The 17,100-nt window shown below is 66.8% G+C and carries 19 protein-coding genes and 1 riboswitch; of the genes, 4 read left to right on the top strand and 15 right to left on the bottom strand.

What is annotated here, in order from left to right; translation table 11 throughout:
• Nucleotides 1-25 precede the first annotated feature (25 nt).
• The gene (locus ACSFBF_RS19015; protein WP_435469607.1) at nucleotides 26-796 is read left to right on the top strand and encodes a DUF72 domain-containing protein; all 771 of its coding nucleotides are present in this window, start codon (nucleotides 26-28) and stop codon (nucleotides 794-796) included.
• A 3-nt stretch (nucleotides 797-799) separates the two neighbouring features.
• On the opposite strand, the gene ACSFBF_RS19020 is transcribed toward ACSFBF_RS19015, so the two are convergent.
• The gene (locus tag ACSFBF_RS19020; RefSeq protein ID WP_435469609.1) at nucleotides 800-1,327 is read right to left on the bottom strand and encodes a bactofilin family protein; all 528 of its coding nucleotides are present in this window, start codon (nucleotides 1,325-1,327) and stop codon (nucleotides 800-802) included.
• 114 nt (nucleotides 1,328-1,441) lie between these two features.
• Between ACSFBF_RS19020 and ACSFBF_RS19025 the strand changes: the two genes are divergently transcribed.
• The gene (locus tag ACSFBF_RS19025; protein WP_435469611.1) at nucleotides 1,442-2,389 is read left to right on the top strand and encodes an ion transporter; all 948 of its coding nucleotides are present in this window, start codon (nucleotides 1,442-1,444) and stop codon (nucleotides 2,387-2,389) included.
• Here ACSFBF_RS19025 and ACSFBF_RS19030 read toward each other — a convergent pair.
• The 4 genes from ACSFBF_RS19030 to ACSFBF_RS19045 form a co-directional block, all read right to left on the bottom strand.
• Complete coding sequence (locus ACSFBF_RS19030) at nucleotides 2,334-2,921, bottom strand: IMPACT family protein (protein WP_435469613.1); 588 nt, start codon at nucleotides 2,919-2,921, stop codon at nucleotides 2,334-2,336. The two genes, ACSFBF_RS19025 and ACSFBF_RS19030, sit on opposite strands and share 56 nt — an antisense overlap.
• A 22-nt stretch (nucleotides 2,922-2,943) precedes the next feature.
• On the bottom strand, nucleotides 2,944-3,534 hold the full coding sequence (gene metW, locus ACSFBF_RS19035; RefSeq protein WP_093055000.1) for a methionine biosynthesis protein MetW: 591 nt from the start codon (nucleotides 3,532-3,534) through the stop codon (nucleotides 2,944-2,946).
• Nucleotides 3,531-4,691, bottom strand: coding sequence for a homoserine O-succinyltransferase MetX (metX, locus tag ACSFBF_RS19040; protein ID WP_435469615.1), 1,161 nt, complete (start codon nucleotides 4,689-4,691; stop codon nucleotides 3,531-3,533). The genes metW and metX overlap by 4 nt, the downstream gene beginning before the upstream one ends.
• Before the next feature lie 124 nt (nucleotides 4,692-4,815).
• Nucleotides 4,816-5,379, bottom strand: coding sequence for a TMEM165/GDT1 family protein (locus ACSFBF_RS19045; RefSeq protein ID WP_435469617.1), 564 nt, complete (start codon nucleotides 5,377-5,379; stop codon nucleotides 4,816-4,818).
• A 9-nt stretch (nucleotides 5,380-5,388) separates the two neighbouring features.
• Nucleotides 5,389-5,576: riboswitch (yybP-ykoY riboswitch) on the bottom strand.
• 261 nt (nucleotides 5,577-5,837) lie between these two features.
• Between ACSFBF_RS19045 and ACSFBF_RS19050 the strand changes: the two genes are divergently transcribed.
• Nucleotides 5,838-6,392 (top strand): RNA recognition motif domain-containing protein, encoded by a 555-nt coding sequence (locus ACSFBF_RS19050; RefSeq protein ID WP_435469619.1) that lies wholly within the window; start codon nucleotides 5,838-5,840, stop codon nucleotides 6,390-6,392.
• 79 nt (nucleotides 6,393-6,471) lie between these two features.
• On the opposite strand, the gene ACSFBF_RS19055 is transcribed toward ACSFBF_RS19050, so the two are convergent.
• From ACSFBF_RS19055 to ACSFBF_RS19070, 4 genes are read right to left on the bottom strand one after another with little or no spacing between them, the layout of a single operon-like run.
• The gene (locus tag ACSFBF_RS19055) at nucleotides 6,472-7,254 is read right to left on the bottom strand and encodes an SDR family oxidoreductase (protein ID WP_435469621.1); all 783 of its coding nucleotides are present in this window, start codon (nucleotides 7,252-7,254) and stop codon (nucleotides 6,472-6,474) included.
• A 16-nt stretch (nucleotides 7,255-7,270) separates the two neighbouring features.
• On the bottom strand, nucleotides 7,271-7,924 hold the full coding sequence (gene lptC / locus ACSFBF_RS19060) for an LPS export ABC transporter periplasmic protein LptC (RefSeq protein WP_435469623.1): 654 nt from the start codon (nucleotides 7,922-7,924) through the stop codon (nucleotides 7,271-7,273).
• The gene (locus tag ACSFBF_RS19065) at nucleotides 7,921-8,469 is read right to left on the bottom strand and encodes a KdsC family phosphatase (protein WP_435469625.1); all 549 of its coding nucleotides are present in this window, start codon (nucleotides 8,467-8,469) and stop codon (nucleotides 7,921-7,923) included. Before ACSFBF_RS19065 ends, lptC begins: the two co-directional genes overlap by 4 nt.
• Nucleotides 8,469-9,470 carry a KpsF/GutQ family sugar-phosphate isomerase gene (locus ACSFBF_RS19070; RefSeq protein ID WP_435469627.1) on the bottom strand — a complete coding sequence of 334 codons (1,002 nt, stop codon included), beginning with the start codon at nucleotides 9,468-9,470 and terminating at the stop codon, nucleotides 8,469-8,471. The genes ACSFBF_RS19065 and ACSFBF_RS19070 overlap by 1 nt, the downstream gene beginning before the upstream one ends.
• Before the next feature lie 86 nt (nucleotides 9,471-9,556).
• Here ACSFBF_RS19070 and ACSFBF_RS19075 point away from each other — a divergent pair, with 86 nt between their 5' ends.
• Entirely contained in the window at nucleotides 9,557-11,545 is a 1,989-nt protein-coding gene (locus ACSFBF_RS19075) for a monovalent cation:proton antiporter family protein (protein ID WP_093076438.1), read from the top strand.
• Between the two features lie 33 nt (nucleotides 11,546-11,578).
• Here the strand turns inward: ACSFBF_RS19075 and ACSFBF_RS19080 are convergent, their stop codons facing one another.
• The 6 genes from ACSFBF_RS19080 to ACSFBF_RS19105 all read right to left on the bottom strand — a co-directional run bounded on the left by ACSFBF_RS19080 (nucleotide 11,579) and on the right by ACSFBF_RS19105 (nucleotide 17,044).
• A complete protein-coding gene (locus ACSFBF_RS19080; protein ID WP_435469629.1) occupies nucleotides 11,579-12,535 on the bottom strand; it encodes a zinc ribbon domain-containing protein in 957 nt (318 codons plus the stop codon).
• A gap of 92 nt (nucleotides 12,536-12,627) precedes the next feature.
• Nucleotides 12,628-13,089: a Crp/Fnr family transcriptional regulator gene (locus ACSFBF_RS19085; protein WP_435469631.1), complete on the bottom strand. Its 462-nt coding sequence runs from the start codon at nucleotides 13,087-13,089 to the stop codon at nucleotides 12,628-12,630.
• Between the two features lie 90 nt (nucleotides 13,090-13,179).
• The gene (gene mnmE / locus ACSFBF_RS19090) at nucleotides 13,180-14,586 is read right to left on the bottom strand and encodes a tRNA uridine-5-carboxymethylaminomethyl(34) synthesis GTPase MnmE (RefSeq protein WP_435469633.1); all 1,407 of its coding nucleotides are present in this window, start codon (nucleotides 14,584-14,586) and stop codon (nucleotides 13,180-13,182) included.
• 75 nt (nucleotides 14,587-14,661) lie between these two features.
• Nucleotides 14,662-16,350, bottom strand: a complete 1,689-nt coding sequence (gene yidC, locus ACSFBF_RS19095) for a membrane protein insertase YidC (protein ID WP_435469635.1) — start codon at nucleotides 16,348-16,350, stop codon at nucleotides 14,662-14,664.
• Entirely contained in the window at nucleotides 16,347-16,634 is a 288-nt protein-coding gene (gene yidD, locus ACSFBF_RS19100) for a membrane protein insertion efficiency factor YidD (protein ID WP_093054976.1), read from the bottom strand. Before yidD ends, yidC begins: the two co-directional genes overlap by 4 nt.
• Complete coding sequence (locus ACSFBF_RS19105) at nucleotides 16,631-17,044, bottom strand: ribonuclease P protein component (protein WP_435470057.1); 414 nt, start codon at nucleotides 17,042-17,044, stop codon at nucleotides 16,631-16,633. The genes yidD and ACSFBF_RS19105 overlap by 4 nt, the downstream gene beginning before the upstream one ends.
• Nucleotides 17,045-17,100: the final 56 nt, after the last annotated feature.

Here is a 17,100-nt window from a genome sequence, read left to right on the forward strand (position 1 = left end):
GGGCGATCTCAACCCGGAGGGCCATGTGAGCAAGGCAAACATCAAGGTGGGCATAGGCGGCTGGACCTACGAACCCTGGCGCGACAACTTCTATCCCAAGGGGCTCGCGCACGCGAAGGAGCTGAACTACGCGAGCCGCAAGGTCAGCTCCATCGAGATCAACGGCACCTACTACAGCACCTTCAAGCCCGACACTTTCAGGAAGTGGCACGACGACACGCCGGCCGACTTCATGTTCTCGCTCAAGGCCTCGCGCTTCGCGACCAACCGCAAGCTGCTGTCAGGTGCGGGCGACTCCATCAAGCGCTTCATCGACAGCGGCGTGGCCGAACTCGGCGACAAGCTCGGGCCGATCGTGTGGCAGTTCATGCCGACCAAGCAGTTCGATGCGGAAGACTTCGAGGCTTTTCTCGCGCTGCTACCGAAGAAGGAGGGCAGCCGCGTGCTGCGGCACGTGATGGACGTGCGGCACGAGAGCTTCATGGTGCCCGCGTACAAGGCGCTCGCGAAGAAGCACAAGGTGTCGACGGTGTTCACCGACGCCGACAAGTTTCCGTCCTTCGAGGAGCCCGAAGGCGATTTCGCCTATGCGCGGCTCATGATGGCCGACGCCAAGCTCAAGACCGGCTACGCGCCGAAGGCGCTGGACACCTGGGCCGAGCGCGCGCAGGGCTGGGCCGTGTCGCCGAAAAAGCGCGACGTGTTTGTCTACTTCATCAATGGCGCCAAAGAAAAGGCACCGGCCGCGGCCGGTGCCTTGCTGGAGCGCTTTGGGTGGATCCCGCCGAAAGCCTGAGTCTTAACCTGCGGCGTGCAGCGACGGCTTGGCGCCGAAGCTGATTTCGCCGGAAAGCTGGCCGCCTTCTTCGATCACGATCTTGCCGTAGCGGATCTTGCCGGTGACCTTGCCGGTCGAGTGGATCACGAGCTTTTCGCGCACCGTGAGGCTGCCGTCGAACACGCCGCGGATTTCGGCGATGTCGATTTCGGCCGAGCCCTTGAACTCGCCCTGCTCGGCGATCTGCATCAGGCGCGAGTCCATGGTGGCCTCGACGAGGCCTTCGACCACGAGCGTGTCGCAGTCGGTGATCTCCACGCCCTTGAGCTTGATGTTCGGGCCGACGGTGAGCTTGCTGCCGCCTTCCTTGGCGGCGGCAGATGCTGCTGCAGCGGCGGTGTTCAGGCCACCTTGCTGCGCGGTCAGCGACGAGGGATTGACGGGGGTTCCGGAGAGATTGGTGCCCGAACCGACGAGCGGCGCGGGGCGGGATGTCAACGAGTCGGTGTCACGATCACGCTTGCCGAAGAAGGGGGACTGTGTAGCCAAAGGGGAGCTCCTCAAGAAAGGGACTATCGTAAGAACGCACTCATGGCCTGCGGCACTTCATTGCGCAAGAAGCGTAACTGAATAAATCGACTGTGGACATGACAATGCGGCGTCATGAGCCCTCCGAACTCCGAAACTCCTTCCACCGCGCAGGCCGCGCACCCCTCGCGCGCCATTTCGTCTGCCACCGACTCGCGCTTCGACAAGCCCGCGCACGGCTGGCGGCGCACGCTGTTCACGGTGATCTTCGAGGCCGACACGCGCGCGGGCCTGATGTTCGACCTGGCGCTGATCGCGGTGATCGTCACCAGCGTGCTGGTGGTGATCCTCGACAGCGTGCAGTCGATCCGCGAGCAGTGGCGGCCGCTGTTCAATGCGCTCGAATGGGTGTTCACCATTCTCTTCACTCTGGAATACATCGCACGGCTGTGCTGCGTGAACAAGCCGCTGCGCTATGCGCTGAGCTTCTACGGCGTGATCGACCTGCTCGCGCTGCTGCCGACTTTTCTGGTGGCCTTCGCGCCCGAGATGGCGTACCTGATCGACGTGCGCGTGCTGCGGCTCTTGCGTGTGTTCCGCATCTTCAAACTATCGCGCTACTCGGTGGAGTACCGCGCGCTGGTGTCTGCCGTGGCGTCGAGCCGGCGCAAGATCACGGTGTTCGTCGGCTTCGTGATGCTGGTGGTGCTGGTGATGGGCACGCTGATGTACGTGGTCGAGGGGCCAGTGCATGGCTTCACAAGCATTCCGGTGGCAATTTACTGGGCCATCTCGACGATGGCCACGGTGGGCTTCGGCGACCTCGTGCCCAAGACCGACCTGGGCCGCGCGATCGCCTCGGTGATGATGTTGCTGGGCTGGGGCGTGCTCGCGGTGCCGACCGGCATCGTGACCGCGGAGATGGCGCGGCGCGGGCCCGACGACGAAGCGGTACCGGTGGCGCCGCGCGGCATTCTCGCGATGGCGGCGCCTGCGCCCTCAGCACCTGCAACGCCCGCAAGACGCCTTACGCCTTCGGCCAGACGACGCGCCCTTGCGCAGCATCGTCGAGACGGGCGATGAAAGCGTCGGCATCGGGCTCCGGCAGCGAGAAGGCGAAGGCCACGTCGTCGCCATGCTGCACATCGTCGAGCACCGCGCCTGCAGCGGCGAGCTCGCGCCGCACCAGTCCTTCGAGCGCATAGGGCACCGAGCAACCGAGACTGCGCTGGCGCACCAGCGGCACGAGCTCGGCGCTGAGCAGGGCCTGCGCGACCGCATCGGTGTAGGCCCGCACGAGTCCGCCCGCGCCCAGCTTCACGCCGCCGAAGTAGCGCACCACGGTTGCGAGCGCGCCTTCGACCTGCTGGTGGCGCAGCACCTCCAGCATCGGCCGGCCGGCCGTGCCGCCGGGCTCGCCGTCATCGTTCGCGGCCGACTGGCCGCCGGCCATCAAGGCCCAGCAAACGTGCGCGGCCGCGGGATGTTCGGCACGCAGCGAGGCGACCACTGCCAGCGCGGCCGCGCGGTCGGCCACCGGTTGCACGCAGCCGATGAAGCGGCTCTTCTTGATGAGCAGCTCGCTGTGAACCGGCTGTGCAAGCGTGAAGCTCATCCGGTGGTGCGCTCCAAAGGGCTCAGCCGCCGCCGCGCTCGAACTTGAAGACCGCCGTGCTGGCGCGCGCATTGGGCAGCCAGCGCACGTCGCGCCCGTCCTGCAGGCCGAAGGCGTCGAGCACGCGCAGGTTGTTCTTGCCGGCCAGCACCTCGAAGTCCTTGAAGGTGCCGACGCGGATGTTGGGCGTGTCGTACCACTGGTAGGGCAGGCGGCGCGTCACAGGCATGCGGCCGCGCGCCACGCTCAGGCGGTTGGGCCAGTGCGCGAAGTTGGGAAAGGCGACAACGCCGATGCGGCCGACGCGCGCGGTCTCGCGCAGCATCACTTCGGCATTGCGCAGGTGTTGAAGCGTGTCGATCTGCAGCACCACGTCGAACGAGGCGTCGTCGAACATCGCGAGGCCTTCGTCGAGGTTGAGCTGGATCACGTCGACGCCGCGGCGGATGCACTGCAGCACGTTGCCGTCGGCAATTTCCACGCCGTAGCCGGTGCAGCCGCGCTCGCGCTGCAGCAGGTCGAGCAGGGCGCCGTCGCCGCAGCCGAGGTCGAGCACGCGCGAGCCTTGGGGCACGAGTTCGGCAATCAATCTTTGGTGTTCGAGGTCGCTCATTGGAACTCCTTGGCGACACGTTCGAAGTACGAGCGCACCACGCCCATGTAGCGCACGTCGTCGAGCAGGAACGCATCGTGGCCGTGCGGCGCGTCGATCTCGGCGTAGCTCACGTTGCGACGGTTGTCGAGTAGCGCCTTCACGAGCTCGCGGCTGCGCGCGGGCGAGAAGCGCCAGTCGGTCTTGAAGCTCACGAGCAGGAACTTGGCCGTGGCCTGGGCCAGCGCGGTGCTGAGCTTGCCGCCGTGGCTGCGCGCGGGGTCGAAGTAGTCGAGCGCGCGGGTGATCAGCAGGTAGGTGTTGGCGTCGAAGTACTCGCTGAACTTGTCGCCCTGGTAGCGCAGGTAGCTTTCGATCTGGAACTCGACGTCCTGCGTGGAGTAGCGGTAGTCGAGCCCCGCCACCTCGCCCTCGACGGCGCTGCGCAGGATGCGGCCGAACTTCTCGTTCATCACGTCGTCGCTGAGGTAGGTGATGTGGCCGATCATTCGCGCGATGCGCAGGCCGCGCTTCGGGATCACGCCGTGTTCGTAGAAGTGGCCGCCGTGGAAGTCGGGGTCGGTCACGATGGCGCGGCGCGCGACTTCGTTGAAGGCGATGTTCTCGGCCGTGAGGTTGGGCGCGCTGGCCACGACCACGGCGTGGCGCACGCGGCTGGGGTACTGCATCGTCCACGACAGCGCCTGCATGCCGCCAAGGCTGCCGCCCATGACGGCCGCGAGCGTCTCGATGCCGAGCACGTCGAGCAGCGCGGCCTGCGCGTCGACCCAGTCTTCGACCGTGACCACGGGGAAGTCGGCGCCGTAGACGTGGCCGGTGGCGGGGTTGACGTGCATCGGGCCGGTCGAGCCGAAGCAGGAGCCGAGGTTGTTGACGCCGATCACGAAGAAGCGGTCAGTGTCGACCGGCTTGCCCGGGCCCACCATGTTGTCCCACCAGCCCTCGGAGCGGGCCTGGCCCTGGTAGACGCCCGCAACGTGGTGCGAGGCGTTGAGCGCGTGGCACACCAGCACCGCATTGCTGCGATCGGCGTTCAGGGTGCCGTAGGTTTCGTAGGCGAGCGTGTAGTCGCTGATCGACGCGCCGCTGCGCAGGGCCAGCGGGCCTGCGAACTGCATCGACTGCGAGGTGACGACCAAAGGTGGTGACGACGACATGAATGAAAAAACCCGGCCTCGCCAAAAACGAGCCGGGTCTGCCGCGCCTGTCTTTAGCTGAATTTATAAAGCGCCCGCAAGCTGAAGCAAATCGGCGCAAGAGGCAGTATATCGCCCCATCGGATTACCAGCCGATGATCATGATCACGCCCAGCACCAGGAAGATCGCGGCCGAGATGCCGTGCACTAGCTTGATCGGCACGCGCCGCACGATCTTCTCGCCGAGCCACACCACCGGCGCGTTGGCCAGCATCATGCCCAGCGTGGTGCCTGCGACCACCCAGAAGTAGTCGTGCGTGAAGCGGGCGGCGAGCATGACGGTGGCGATCTGGGTCTTGTCGCCCATCTCGGCGAGGAAGAACGCAATCACCGTGGTGCCGAAGACGCCGAATTTCGACGCGCCCGGGGCATCGTCGTCGTCGAGCTTGTCTGGAATCAGCATCCAGACGGCCATCGCGATGAACGAGCCGCCCAGGATCCAGCGCAACACCTCGGGTCCGAGCCAGCGCGTGATGTAGTTGCCGACGGCACCCGCCAGCGCGTGGTTGATGATGGTGGCGGCGAAGATGCCCAGAACGATGGGCCAGGGTTTCCTGAAACGGGCAGCGAGCAAGAGGGCCAGGAGTTGGGTCTTGTCGCCCATTTCGGCGAGCGCAACTACGCCGGTTGCAACGAGAAAAGCTTCCATGATGGACGTGGGGTTCCTTGGGCCGAAGGACGCAATTGACCGTGCAACACCTTCGGCCATATTCCCGAAGTTGCACGGTCAAAGGTCTCGCCAGGTGTGTTCACTGCACGCGCCATGTCCTGTGTGGGGCAGGACAAGTCTGTTGACGCGGGCCCTTCTCGCAGATCGGAAGGCGGCTACTCCCCAATGACGGGGCGAATTCTACATGTAGCGCCAAGGACCTCGCCCAAACATGCAAGTAGGCACTAGCTTTCCATTAGTTTTGACAGGTGCTACCTCAAGAAGCAAATTCCCGCTTGCAATTCGGATATTTCACCCATAATGCACGAGCCTCCCTCTTCATTTTGGTCGGGGGGCAGTTCGGTGATCGGTCAGTTTCGCGCGACTCGACGGCTCTCGTTTGAGTGATGCTTTCGGGACTCCATCGCTTTTCTTGATGTGTTTATAGGAGTCCCTTGATGGGCAACAAACTGTACGTCGGCAACCTGCCTTACTCAGTGCGCGACGGAGATCTCGAACAGGCCTTCGGGCAGTTCGGCGCAGTGACCAGCGCCAAGGTCATGATGGAACGTGACACCGGCCGCTCGAAGGGCTTCGGCTTCGTCGAGATGGGCAGTGACGCGGAAGCACAAGCAGCAATCAACGGCATGAACGGCCAGCCCCTCGGTGGCCGCAGCGTCGTCGTCAACGAAGCACGTCCGATGGAAGCTCGTCCCCCGCGCAGCGGTGGTGGCGGAGGCTACGGCGGCGGCGGTGGTGGTTATGGCGGCGGTGGTGGCGGAGGAGGCTACGGCGGCGGTGGTGGCGGCTACGGTGGTGGTGGCGGTGGCCGCTCCGGCGGTGGCGGAGGCTACGGCGGCGGCGGTGGTGGCCGCAGCGGTGGCGGCGGTGGTGGTGGCGATGGCGGTTTCCGCAGCCCCTACGGCGCCGGTCCCCGTGGCGGTGGCGGCGGTGGCCGCTCCGGCGGCGGTGGTGGCGGCGGCTACGGTGGTGGCGGCAACAGCGGCTACTAAGCCCTTACGCTCTCAAGCACACAGACAAAAGGCTCCCTCGGGAGCCTTTTTCAATGGCCGGTCATTCGGCGCGCGATGCTCAGGCTTCGCCGCTTCGCTTCTTGCGCTCGCGCCCTTGCACCGCCCGGTCGAGCACGGCGTTGGGCAGCATGCGCATGATCTTGGCGACCACACCCATCTGCCACGGAATCACGCGGTAGCTGGTGCCGGCCTCGATGGCGCGCAGCGCCTGGTCGGCGAAATCTTCCGCCTTCATGAGAAAGGGCATGCCGTACCGGTTGCCCTGCGTGAGCGGCGTGTCGATGTAGCCCGGGCAGAGGGTGACGACCTTGACGCCGCTATTGAACAGTTCGCCGCGCAGGCTCTCGCAGTACGCCACTACGCCGGCCTTGCTGGCGCAGTACGCGCCATGCCCCGGCAATCCGCGGATGGACGCCACACTGCCGATGCCCACCAGCCGCCCGCTGCCGCGCTGCACCATCGCCCGCACGAACGGGTGGAAGGTGGCGGTCAAGCCGACGTTGTTGGTGGCAAAGGTCTGCGCCAGCACGTCGAGGTCGGAGCGCTCGGCTGTGTCGATGCCAACGCTGATGCCGGCATTGGCGATCACCACGTCGGGCAGCCCCTGCTGCGCGATGCAGGCGTTGCCGGCGGCGACGATGCTGTCGGTCTGCGCCACGTCAGCGCTGTAGATCCGGTAGCGGTCTGCGCTCAGCTGGCGGGCATTCGCCCACGCTTCGATTTCCGCCGTGCGCCTAGCGACCAGCGCCAGGCGATAGCCCGCGTCGTAGAAGCTCGCGGCCAGCGCCTGGCCGATGCCGCTCGATGCGCCGGTGATGAAGACAAGCGGGGACGTGGTCATGCAGGAGATGTCTTCTTCAGCGCTTGGCAGGAGCGGCCGGAGCCGCCGACGGAATCAGCACGCCGCGCACCCGACCGTTCAGGTTGGCCACGCCGCTCAGGTTGTCGTAGTCGAGCGTATCGCCGGTGAACTGGTCGGTGCCGCGAATGAGCGTGACCGGCTTGTTCGACGTGACGCGTTCCGTGTCGACGTAGGCGTGCAGGAAGTCGCCGCGAAACTCGAGGCGCGGCGCAGGCTTGCCGTTCGGTCCCACCGAAGGATCGCGGATGACGATCGCATTGCCGAACAGCTGCACCTCGCTGCCGTCGGAGTTCGACAGGCCGCGGTCGGCCGACCCGCGCGTCACCAGGCCCTCGGGCGACACGCTGCGCATGCGCACCTTGTCGATCTCGATTGTGTCGGTGTCGGGGTAGTGCCGGCCTTCGACTCCGTGCAGCTCGCTGCGCAGGTCGCCATTGGGCAGGAAATTCTTGATGACGAAGTCGCGCATGAAGTAATCGGGCTCATGCGTGGGCGCGACCTTGGCCGTGGGCTCCAGCAGCTTGGGCGCGTTGCGCACCAGCCAGTAGGTGCCGAGCGCGACGGCGGCCGTGAGGATGATCGGCAGGTAGATCGTGGCGCGGTCGAGGACGTCGCGCACCATGCCCCATGCGCGTTTCGCGTTGTTCATGTGGTCGGGCCTCGGGCAGCATCGAGCATCGCGCGGTATTGGCCGCAAGCCGTGAGCAGCAGGTCGCAGAACTCGCGCGCCGCGCCTTCGCCGCCACGCGCCTGGGTCACGTAGCGCACGATGCCGCGCACTTCCGCATGGGCATTGGCTGGCGCCGCCGCGAAACCGACGCGCGTGAGCACCGGGAGGTCGGGCCAGTCGTCGCCGATGGCCGCGGCCTGCGCCCACGTATAGCCGAGCTGGTCGAGCATGGCCTGTGCAGCGGGCAGCTTGTCTTCGGTGCCGTAGCGCACGTGCTCGATACCCAGCGCCTCGAGCCGCACGCGCAGCGGCTTGGAATCGCGTCCGGTGATCACGGCCGGCACGATGCCGGCCTTGCGCAGCAGCTTCAGGCCGTAGCCGTCGAGGATGCTGAAGCGCTTGAGCGTTTCGCCGTGCTCGGTGAAGTACACGCCGCCGTCGGTCAGCACGCCGTCGATGTCGAAGAAAACAATGCGCACGTCCTGCGCGGCGAGCAAGGTCTCGGCCTGGAACTCGAGCGGCATCAGATGACCTTCGCGCGCATCAGGTCGTTGGTGTTGATCGCGCCGACGATCACCCCCGCGCCGTCGATCACGAACAGGCGGGTGATGCCGCATTGCTCCATCAGCTCGGCGGCTTCCACCGCCAGCGCATCGGCGCGGATGGTGCGCGGGTCGCGGTGCATCACGTCGACCGCCTTGGGTGTGCGCAAGTCGGCCCCCGCTTCGATCAGCCGGCGCAGATCGCCGTCGGTGAAGATGCCCGAGGCGCGGCCGTCGGGCTCGATCACCGCGGCGGCGCCGAAGCCCTTGATGCTCATCGCGCGCATCAGCTCGCTGATGTTGGCCGACGGCGGCACGCGCGGCACTTCGTCGCCTGAGCGCATGACGTCGCTTACGTGGGTGAGCAGCTTGCGCCCGAGCGCGCCGCCCGGGTGCGAGCGCGCGAAGTCTTCCGAGCCGAAGCCGCGCGCGTCGAGCAGCGCCACGGCCAGCGCATCGCCCATTGCCATCTGGGCGGTGGTGCTCGCGGTGGGCGCGAGGTTGAGCGGACAGGCTTCCTTGGACACGCCCGCGTCGATCACGATGTCGGCATGGCGGGCGAGGGTGGATTCAGGGCGGCCTGTCATGGCGATCAGGGGCACGCCCTGGCGCTTGACGACCGGCAGGATGACGGTGAGCTCGTCGACCTCGCCGCTGTTGGAAATGGCCAGCACCAGGTCGACCGCCTTGATCATGCCGAGGTCGCCGTGGCTGGCTTCGGCCGGGTGCACGAACATCGCGGGCGTGCCGGTGGAGGCGAGGGTGGCGGCGATCTTGCGGCCGACGTGGCCGCTCTTGCCCATGCCCATCACGACCACACGGCCGCGCACTTCGAGGATCTTGCGCACGGCATCGACAAAGCTCAGGCCGACGCGGTCTTTCAGACCGGTGACGGCTTCGGCTTCGATGTCGAAGGTCAGGCGTGCCCGAGCGAGGATGGCTTCGGGGTCGACCACTGGGGCCGGAACGGGGCGGGAGCTCATCGCCGGATTTTACGGGCCGGCCGGCACCCGGGATCACATGGCCCGGGGAAGCCCGGGGCACGGACATTGCTCTAGCATCGGCGCCTATGTCTTCGTTCGATCTCACGCTGTTGTATCTCCTGGCCGCGGTGATCGGCGTGGTGGCGTGCCGCTCCCTCAAGCTGCCGCCGATGCTGGGCTATCTGTCGGCCGGCGTGCTGATCGGGCCGCACGCCTTCGCGCTGGCGCAGAACACCGAAGGCATCCAGCACCTGGGCGAATTCGGCGTGGTGTTCCTCATGTTCGTGATCGGGCTGGAGTTCAGCCTGCCCAAGCTGCGCGCAATGCGAAAGCACGTGTTCGGGCTCGGCCTGCTGCAGGTGCTGCTGACGATGTCCATCGCCACGGTCGGCGCGCTGCTGATCGCGCGGCTGCTGCTGCCCCCGACATGGCAGTTGGGCTGGCAGACTGCGCTGGCGCTGTCGGGCGCGCTCACCATGAGCAGCACGGCCATCGTGGTCAAGCTGATGGCCGAGCGGCTCGAGCTCGAGAGCGAACACGGCAAGCGCGTGATGGGCGTGCTGTTGTTTCAAGACTTGGCCGTGGTGCCGCTGCTGGTGCTGATCCCCGCATTGGGCGCGCCACCCGAGGCACTGGCCAAGGCGCTGGGCCTGGCGCTGCTGAAGGCGAGCTTTTTGATCGGCGTGCTGCTCTACGGCGGCCCGCGCATCATGCGCTGGTGGCTCACGCTGGTGGCGCGGCGGCGCAGCGAAGAGCTCTTCATCCTGAACGTGCTGCTGATCACGCTGGGCCTTGCCTGGCTCACCGAGCTGGCCGGCCTGAGCCTGGCGCTGGGCGCGTTCATCGCGGGCATGCTGGTGTCGGAAACCGAATACAAGCACCAGGTCGAGACCGACATCCGGCCCTTCCACGACGTGCTGCTGGGGCTGTTCTTCATCACGGTGGGCATGTCGCTCGACTGGCACATCGTGGTCGAGCGCTGGCTGCTGGTGGGCGTGCTGCTGCTGGTGCCGCTGGCGTTCAAGCTGGGGCTGGTGACGGTGCTGGCGCGGGTGCTCGGCGCCACCTCGGGCGTGTCGCTGCGCACCGGCCTCTACCTTGCGCAGGCGGGCGAATTCGGCTTCGTGCTGCTGACGCTGGCGCAAGAGCGCAGCCTGCTGCCGCCGTGGCTGGCCAACCCGGTGCTGGCGTCGATGGTGCTGTCGATGCTGGCCACGCCTTTCATCATCATGTACAGCAACGCCATCGTGCGAAAGCTCGTGGCCAGCGACTGGCTGCAGCAATCGCTGCAGATGACGAGCATCGCGCGCAAGACCATCAACACCGCGCAGCACGTGATCATCTGCGGCTACGGGCGTTGCGGCCAGAACCTGGCACGCATCCTCGAGCGCGAGGGCATCCCGTACATGGCGCTCGACCTCGACCCCGACCGCGTGCGCCAGGCCGCCGCCGCCGGCGACTCGGTGGTGTTCGGCGATGCGGCCCGGCTGCAGGCCCTGATGGCCGCGGGCCTCGCACGCGCCAGCGCCGTGGTCGTCACTTATCTCGACGTGCCGGGCGCGATGAAGGTGCTGGCCAACACGCGCGCCCATGCGCCGCACGTGCCAGTCATCGTGCGCACGCAGGACGATCACGACCTCGAAAAGCTGCAGGCAGCAGGCGCCACGGAGGTGGTGCCCGAGGCCATCGAAGGTTCGCTGATGCTCGCAAGCCATGCGCTGGCGCTGGTCGGCGTGCCGATGCGGCGCGTGATCCGCGTGGTGCAGGACCAGCGCGATGCCCGCTACAACCTGCTGCGCGGCTACTTCCACGGCGCCGACGACGACAACGCCGACGAGATCGACCACGAGCGCCTCAACAGCTTCACCCTCAATGCCGGCGCGCGCGCGGTCGGCCAGACGCTGGAACAGATGGCGCTGCACACGCTGGGCGTGCGCGTCGCCAGCCTGCGCCGGCAAGACGGCCAGCCGCGCGCGCTGGCCGACAACCCGGTGCTGTCGGACGGCGACACGCTGGTGCTGTCTGGCAAGCCCGCCGCGCTGGCGATGGCCGTGGAGCGGCTGCAAAAAGGCTGACGATCCGGCAGCCTTCGCTTCGGTCCCGACGGATCAGTTGATCAGGCTCGGGTTGCGCTTTTCTTCTTCGAGGCGCTGCTGGCGGCGTACCGCTTCACACTGTGCATGGGCCTTGAACTCGGGCTTCAGGCACTGGGCCGCCATGCACTGGGCCTTGGCGATGAAGTTGCGGTCGCCGCACATGGCCTGCGGCTCGGCCGGAGCGGCAGGTGCCGGCGGCGGGGCGGGAGCGGCGACCGGGGCAGCGGGTTCAGGCGCGTTCGACGGCTGCTGCACGGAGGCGGGCGCCTGCTTGCGCGGCTTGGCAACGGGCTTGAGCGCCGGTGCGGCTTCCGCGGCAGGCGGTGTCTCGGCTGGCTCGACGGGCTGGGGGTCCGCTGGCGCCGAGGGCGCTGCAGGCGGTGACGACTCGGTCGGCGGCGGCAGCGGCGGGGCCGCGGGAGCCTCGACGGCCGGCGCAGCCCCTTCGGCGGCGGGTGCCTTGCGCGTTCCGTAGCCGTACCAGCCCGCGACGATCATCGCCACCGCGACCACCAGCAGACCGAGCCACAGCAGGATCACGCGCTTGCGTGGCGGGCGGTCGACCGACACAGACTGCCGGACCTTGGCCCGGCTTCTCTTCTTCATTTCGTGCTGCGGGGCCCAGGTCGATTCCAGCCCCGGCGGTGCGACGGGCGGCGCGGACGAATGCGGCAATCCGTCGTCGTGCACCATGAACACGGTCTGTTCATGCTCGTCGTTCTGCCGCGCGGCGGGCGTCCTGCTGAAGAACGAGGCGCGCGCGGGTGGCGGTGGCTCCTCCGGATCGAACAGCGGTGCCGGAATGGTGGGCGCGCGCAACTGGGCGGGGGCGGTGGTGGCCCATTCGCGTTCGGGGCTGGGGGGCGGCGGAATCCGGTCTCCCGCGGCGGACAGCTTGACGCCGCAACTCCTGCAGAAATTCGCGCCGTCACGGTTTTCCGTGCTGCAGACCGGACATATCAAGGCCATGGCTTACTTGCTGACTACTCTCTACTCTCGGGGTCCAGAACGAAAAACTGGCTGGCTGGTCGACGATCCGGCGGCGGGCGATCGGGGTTTCGTCAGGTCACGGCAACGCGCTTGGAGCGATGCGCCATGCGCTTGGCGATCACGGCGCCGAGCGCCATCGCGATCTCCAGCGCCATGTTGGGCTGGCGGTTCGACATTTCCGCAAAACGGATCGCCGTGAGCCGCCACACGCGGCCCGCGCCAGTGATCACCACGTTGGCCGAATGCGGCTGCCGGGAGAAGAACGAGCCTTCGCCGACCACCGAGCCGGGCGTGAGCACGGCAAGCTTCATCTGCTCCTTGCTGCTGACGCGATGCACGCTGATGGCGCCGCTCTCGACGAAGAACACCGAGCGGTCCGGCGTGCCCTGCTCGATCAGCACGTCGCCGACGCCGGTATCGATGGGCTGCAGATAGCCCGCCAGCGTTTCCCACTGCTGGACATTGAACGTCAACGCGAACGCGTCGATGTTCATGTTCTCCGCGATGGCGCGGCTCAGGTTCTGGATAGACATGTTTACTTCGGCCCCCGCATGTGAGCCGAAGTATCCGCGATGGCCGCGAGATTCGGCTACAACTGTTTACGTTTTTCAGGCCGCCTGTAGTTATTTACCAATGCAGAAGCGCGAAAAGATGACCCCCAGCAGGTCGTCCGCGCCGAATTCGCCGGTGATCTCGTTCAGGGCGTTCTGCGCCAGCCGCAGTTCTTCGGCCAGCAGATCGAGCAGCTGGGCCTGTGCCGCCAGGTGGCTGGCGGCCAGCGCCAGGTGCGTTTCGACCCGGACCAGCGCCTGCACGTGGCGCGCCCGCGCGAGGTACACGCCCTCGGGCACGGCCTGCCAGCCAGCCATGGCCAGCAACTGTTCGCGCAGGGCCTCGATGCCCAGGCCGGTTTTGGCGGACAGAGCAATGCCTTGTTCGGGGTGGGTAGCGGGCGCCGCGTCCTGCTTGTTCCAGACATCGAGCACCGGCACGCTCGCGGGCAGCTTCTGCCGCAGGCCGGCCAGGATCTCCGCGTCGGCGGCGGCGTAGTCGCCCAGGTGCGCGCGCGTCAGGTCGTGCAGGAACAGCACGGCATCGGCGCTTTCGATCTGGCCCCAGGCGCGCGCCACGCCGATCTGCTCGACCTCGTCGCTGCTCTCGCGCAGGCCGGCGGTGTCGGCCACGTGCAGCGGCACGCCGTGGATCTGGATGGTTTGCGAAACCACGTCGCGCGTGGTGCCCGGCACCGCGCTCACGATGGCCAGCTCGGCGCCGGCCAGCGCGTTGAGCAGCGAGCTCTTGCCCGCGTTGGGCTGGCCCGCGATCACGACCTTGATGCCTTCGCGCAGCAACGCACCCTGGCGCGCGCGCTGCTGCACGGCAGCGAGTTGCGACTGCAGCCTTGCCAGCTGCCCGGTGGCATCGGCCTTCTGCAGGAAGTCGATTTCCTCTTCCGGAAAGTCGAGCGTGGCCTCCACCAGCATGCGCAGGTGGATCAGCGCATCGCGCAGCGTGTGGATCTCGCGCGAGAAAGCGCCCGACAGCGAACGCCCGGCGCTGCGCGCGGCGGCCTCGGTGCTGGCGTCGATCAAGTCGGCGATGGCCTCGGCCTGCGCCAGATCGATCTTGCCGTTGAGAAACGCCCGCTGGCTGAACTCGCCGGGCTCGGCCACCCGCAAGCCCGGCAGGCGCGGGCGTCCGGTGACGGGGTCGGTTTCGGACGCGGCTTCGAGGCAGCGCGCCAGCAGCAGCTGCAGCACGACCGCGCCGCCGTGGGCCTGGAGTTCGAGCACGTCCTCGCCGGTGAAGGAGTTCGGCGAAGGGAAGTGAATGGCCAGGCCGTGGTCGACCGGCTCGCCGTCCGCATCGCGGAACGGCAGGTAGGTGGCCTCGCGCGGCTTGAGCGCGCGGCCGCAGAGGGCTTCGATCAACGGCGCCAGCTTTGCGCCCGAAACCCGCACGATACCAACCGCCCCGCGCCCCGAGGCAGTGGCGATGGCAACGATGGGATCGGTGGTGCGGGCGAGCATGGGGCGGATTCTTTCAGCAAAAAGGAAAAGGGCCGCGGATGCGGCCCTTTGCGGTGGCGGAGGTGCTTGCGGGGCTTACTTGCCCAGCACGCCCAGGCGCTTGTTGATGAACCACTGCTGCGCGATCGACAGCACGTTGTTCGTGATCCAGTACAGCACCAGGCCGGCCGGGAAGAAGATGAACATTACGCTGAACGCGAGCGGCATGATCCACATCAGCTTGGCCTGCATCGGATCGGGCGGCGTCGGGTTGAGCCAGGTCTGGAACAGCGAAGTGGCCGTCATCACGACCGGCAGGATGTACCAGGGGTCCGGTGCCGACAGGTCGGTGATCCAGCCGATCCACGGTGCGTGGCGCATTTCGACCGACGACAGCAGCACCCAGTAGAGCGCGATGAACACCGGGATCTGGATCACGATGGGGAAGCAGCCGCCCATTGGATTGACCTTTTCGGTCTTGTAGATCCGCATCATTTCTTGCTGCATTTCTTGCGGCTTGTCCTTCAGCCGCTCGCGCATTTCCATGATCTTCGGATTGATGGCCTTCATCTTGGCCATGCTGGCGTAGGCCTTGGCGTTGAGCCAGTAGAAGGCCGCCTTCAGCAGCACCACCAGCGCGACGATCGACCAGCCCCAGTTGCCCAGGATGCCGTGCAGCTGGGTGAGCAGCCAGTACAGCGGCTTGGAGATGATCGCGAAGATGCCGTAGTCCTTCACCAGGTCCAGGCCCGGGGCGATGGCTTCGAGCTTCTTTTCTTCCTCGGGGCCGGCGAACAACGCACTGTTCACGACCAGCGTGGCACCCGGGGCGATCTTCGGCAGCGTGGCCACCATGGCCACGGTGAAGAGGTTGTCGCCCAGGTCCTTCACGCGGAACTCGCGGCGCAGCTGTTCGCTGGCCGGGTCGCCCTTGAGCAGCCACGCCGACGCGAAGTAATGCTGCACCATCGCGATCCAGCCGTCGTTGGCCGGTGGCGGTGGTTCGATCTTGCCCTTGGCAATGTCCTTGAAGTCGAGCTTGTGGAACTTCTTCTCGTTGGTGTACGCGGCCGGACCGGTGAACGTGTTGGTGCCGAACATGGTGCCGGCGGCCACGGTGCCGTGGCGCAGCAGCTGCATGTAGAGCTGGGCGTCGCGCGGCTGGTCGCTTACGTTGACCACTTCATGGCGTACGCCGATGACGTAGTCGCCGCGGTGGAACACGTAGGTCTTGATGTACTTCAGGCCGCCGACCGGGGCGCTTTCGAAGCCCACTTCGAGCGTGTTCTGGCCATCGGCCATCTCGCGCGGACCGGCCTTCGGCGTCATCGGCGTCAGGTGGTTGGGGAAGCGGTCACCGGTGTCGACCTGGTTCAGCAGGCCGGTCTGCGCGACGTAGCGGGTGGCGGGCGAGCCGTTTTCGAACAGCACCACGTGCTTGGTGCGGTCGGCTTCGTCGTACTTCAGCAGTTCAAGCTGGTTGACCGTGGCGCCTTCGCTGTCGATCGTTGCCTTGAACAGGTCGGTGGTCACGTTGACCTGCTCGCGCGGCGCGGCCGCGGCGGCTTGCGTGGGCACGGCGCCCGCGTTGCCGCTGGTGCCGGATGCGGTCGGCACGCCGTTGTTGGCTGCAGGTGCGTTGGCTGGAGCGGCAGCCGTGGCGGCCGGCTTGGTCGACGGCAGGAAGGTCGGCTTGTTGCCGTTGAAGACCTGCCATTGGTCCCACAGCAGCACCAGCGAGAACCCAAAAATCACCCACAGTATCGTGCGGCGGATATCGTTCATGACGAAGACTTCTTGTCGGAGGAGAGAAGAGACGAAAACAGCGATCCTGACTTGTCAGTGCGACGCTGAGATTTCGGTGGAACCGGATCGTGGCCGCCCTGGCACCAGGGCTGGCAGCGCGCGATGCGGTGCAGAGTCAGGTAGCTGCCCTTGAGCGCGCCATGCACCTCGAGCGCCTCGATCGAATACACGGAGCAGGTCGGCGTGAAGCGGCACGACTGGCCGAGCCAAGGGCTCAGCAGCAGGCGGTAGGCCTTCACGAGGCCGATCAGCAGGCGTTTCATGGCGAAGAGGAGGGAGCCGCAGGCGCCGCTGGGGTGCGCGCAGCCCGCGCCAGCAGTTGCTGGAGCTCGGCGCGCACGGCGGCCTTGAGCTTGTCCGAGGTGGCGCTCACGAATTCCTTGCGGTCGAAACCGGCGCGCAGGCGCACCACGTGCGCAGCACGCGGCAAGGCAACGCCGGTAGCAGCACTCACGGCGTAAATCTGACGCTTGATGGCATTGCGCGTGACAGCGCGACGCGCCCAGCGCTTGGGCACCATGGCACCCAGCCAGACGTCGTCGGACGCGAACAACGGCTGTGCGCTCGATGCGAGATCGAGCGCACAGCGATGCAATGCGAAATGAGCAGTGCGCGCCACGGTGGCACCTGCGAGGACGGCCTGGAATTGCGCGCGGGTCTTGAGCCGCTGCATGGAAGCCGGGCTGTGCACGTCATTGCCGGTCGGGCCGGAAGCGCTGGCTGCGGGAG

This window comes from Variovorax nivicola, assembly GCF_051216475.1.
Taxonomy (GTDB): Bacteria; Pseudomonadota; Gammaproteobacteria; order Burkholderiales; family Burkholderiaceae_C; genus Variovorax.

Excerpts from the sequence above, each read along its gene's own strand:
- ACSFBF_RS19105 (WP_435470057.1), bottom strand. The coding sequence starts at position 17,044 with ATGCAGCGGCTCAAGACCCGCGCGCAATTCCAGGCCGTCCTCGCAGGT.
- mnmE (WP_435469633.1), bottom strand. The coding sequence starts at position 14,586 with ATGCTCGCCCGCACCACCGATCCCATCGTTGCCATCGCCACTGCCTCG.
- ACSFBF_RS19045 (WP_435469617.1), bottom strand. The coding sequence starts at position 5,379 with ATGGAAGCTTTTCTCGTTGCAACCGGCGTAGTTGCGCTCGCCGAAATG.
- ACSFBF_RS19030 (WP_435469613.1), bottom strand. The coding sequence starts at position 2,921 with ATGAGCTTCACGCTTGCACAGCCGGTTCACAGCGAGCTGCTCATCAAG.
- ACSFBF_RS19025 (WP_435469611.1), top strand. The coding sequence starts at position 1,442 with ATGAGCCCTCCGAACTCCGAAACTCCTTCCACCGCGCAGGCCGCGCAC.
- ACSFBF_RS19050 (WP_435469619.1), top strand. The coding sequence starts at position 5,838 with ATGGGCAACAAACTGTACGTCGGCAACCTGCCTTACTCAGTGCGCGAC.
- ACSFBF_RS19070 (WP_435469627.1), bottom strand. The coding sequence starts at position 9,470 with ATGAGCTCCCGCCCCGTTCCGGCCCCAGTGGTCGACCCCGAAGCCATC.
- ACSFBF_RS19065 (WP_435469625.1), bottom strand. The coding sequence starts at position 8,469 with ATGCCGCTCGAGTTCCAGGCCGAGACCTTGCTCGCCGCGCAGGACGTG.
- ACSFBF_RS19075 (WP_093076438.1), top strand. The coding sequence starts at position 9,557 with ATGTCTTCGTTCGATCTCACGCTGTTGTATCTCCTGGCCGCGGTGATC.
- metX (WP_435469615.1), bottom strand. The coding sequence starts at position 4,691 with ATGTCGTCGTCACCACCTTTGGTCGTCACCTCGCAGTCGATGCAGTTC.
- ACSFBF_RS19055 (WP_435469621.1), bottom strand. The coding sequence starts at position 7,254 with ATGACCACGTCCCCGCTTGTCTTCATCACCGGCGCATCGAGCGGCATC.
- lptC (WP_435469623.1), bottom strand. The coding sequence starts at position 7,924 with ATGAACAACGCGAAACGCGCATGGGGCATGGTGCGCGACGTCCTCGAC.
- ACSFBF_RS19080 (WP_435469629.1), bottom strand. The coding sequence starts at position 12,535 with ATGGCCTTGATATGTCCGGTCTGCAGCACGGAAAACCGTGACGGCGCG.
- metW (WP_093055000.1), bottom strand. The coding sequence starts at position 3,534 with ATGAGCGACCTCGAACACCAAAGATTGATTGCCGAACTCGTGCCCCAA.
- yidD (WP_093054976.1), bottom strand. The coding sequence starts at position 16,634 with ATGAAACGCCTGCTGATCGGCCTCGTGAAGGCCTACCGCCTGCTGCTG.
- ACSFBF_RS19085 (WP_435469631.1), bottom strand. The coding sequence starts at position 13,089 with ATGTCTATCCAGAACCTGAGCCGCGCCATCGCGGAGAACATGAACATC.
- yidC (WP_435469635.1), bottom strand. The coding sequence starts at position 16,350 with ATGAACGATATCCGCCGCACGATACTGTGGGTGATTTTTGGGTTCTCG.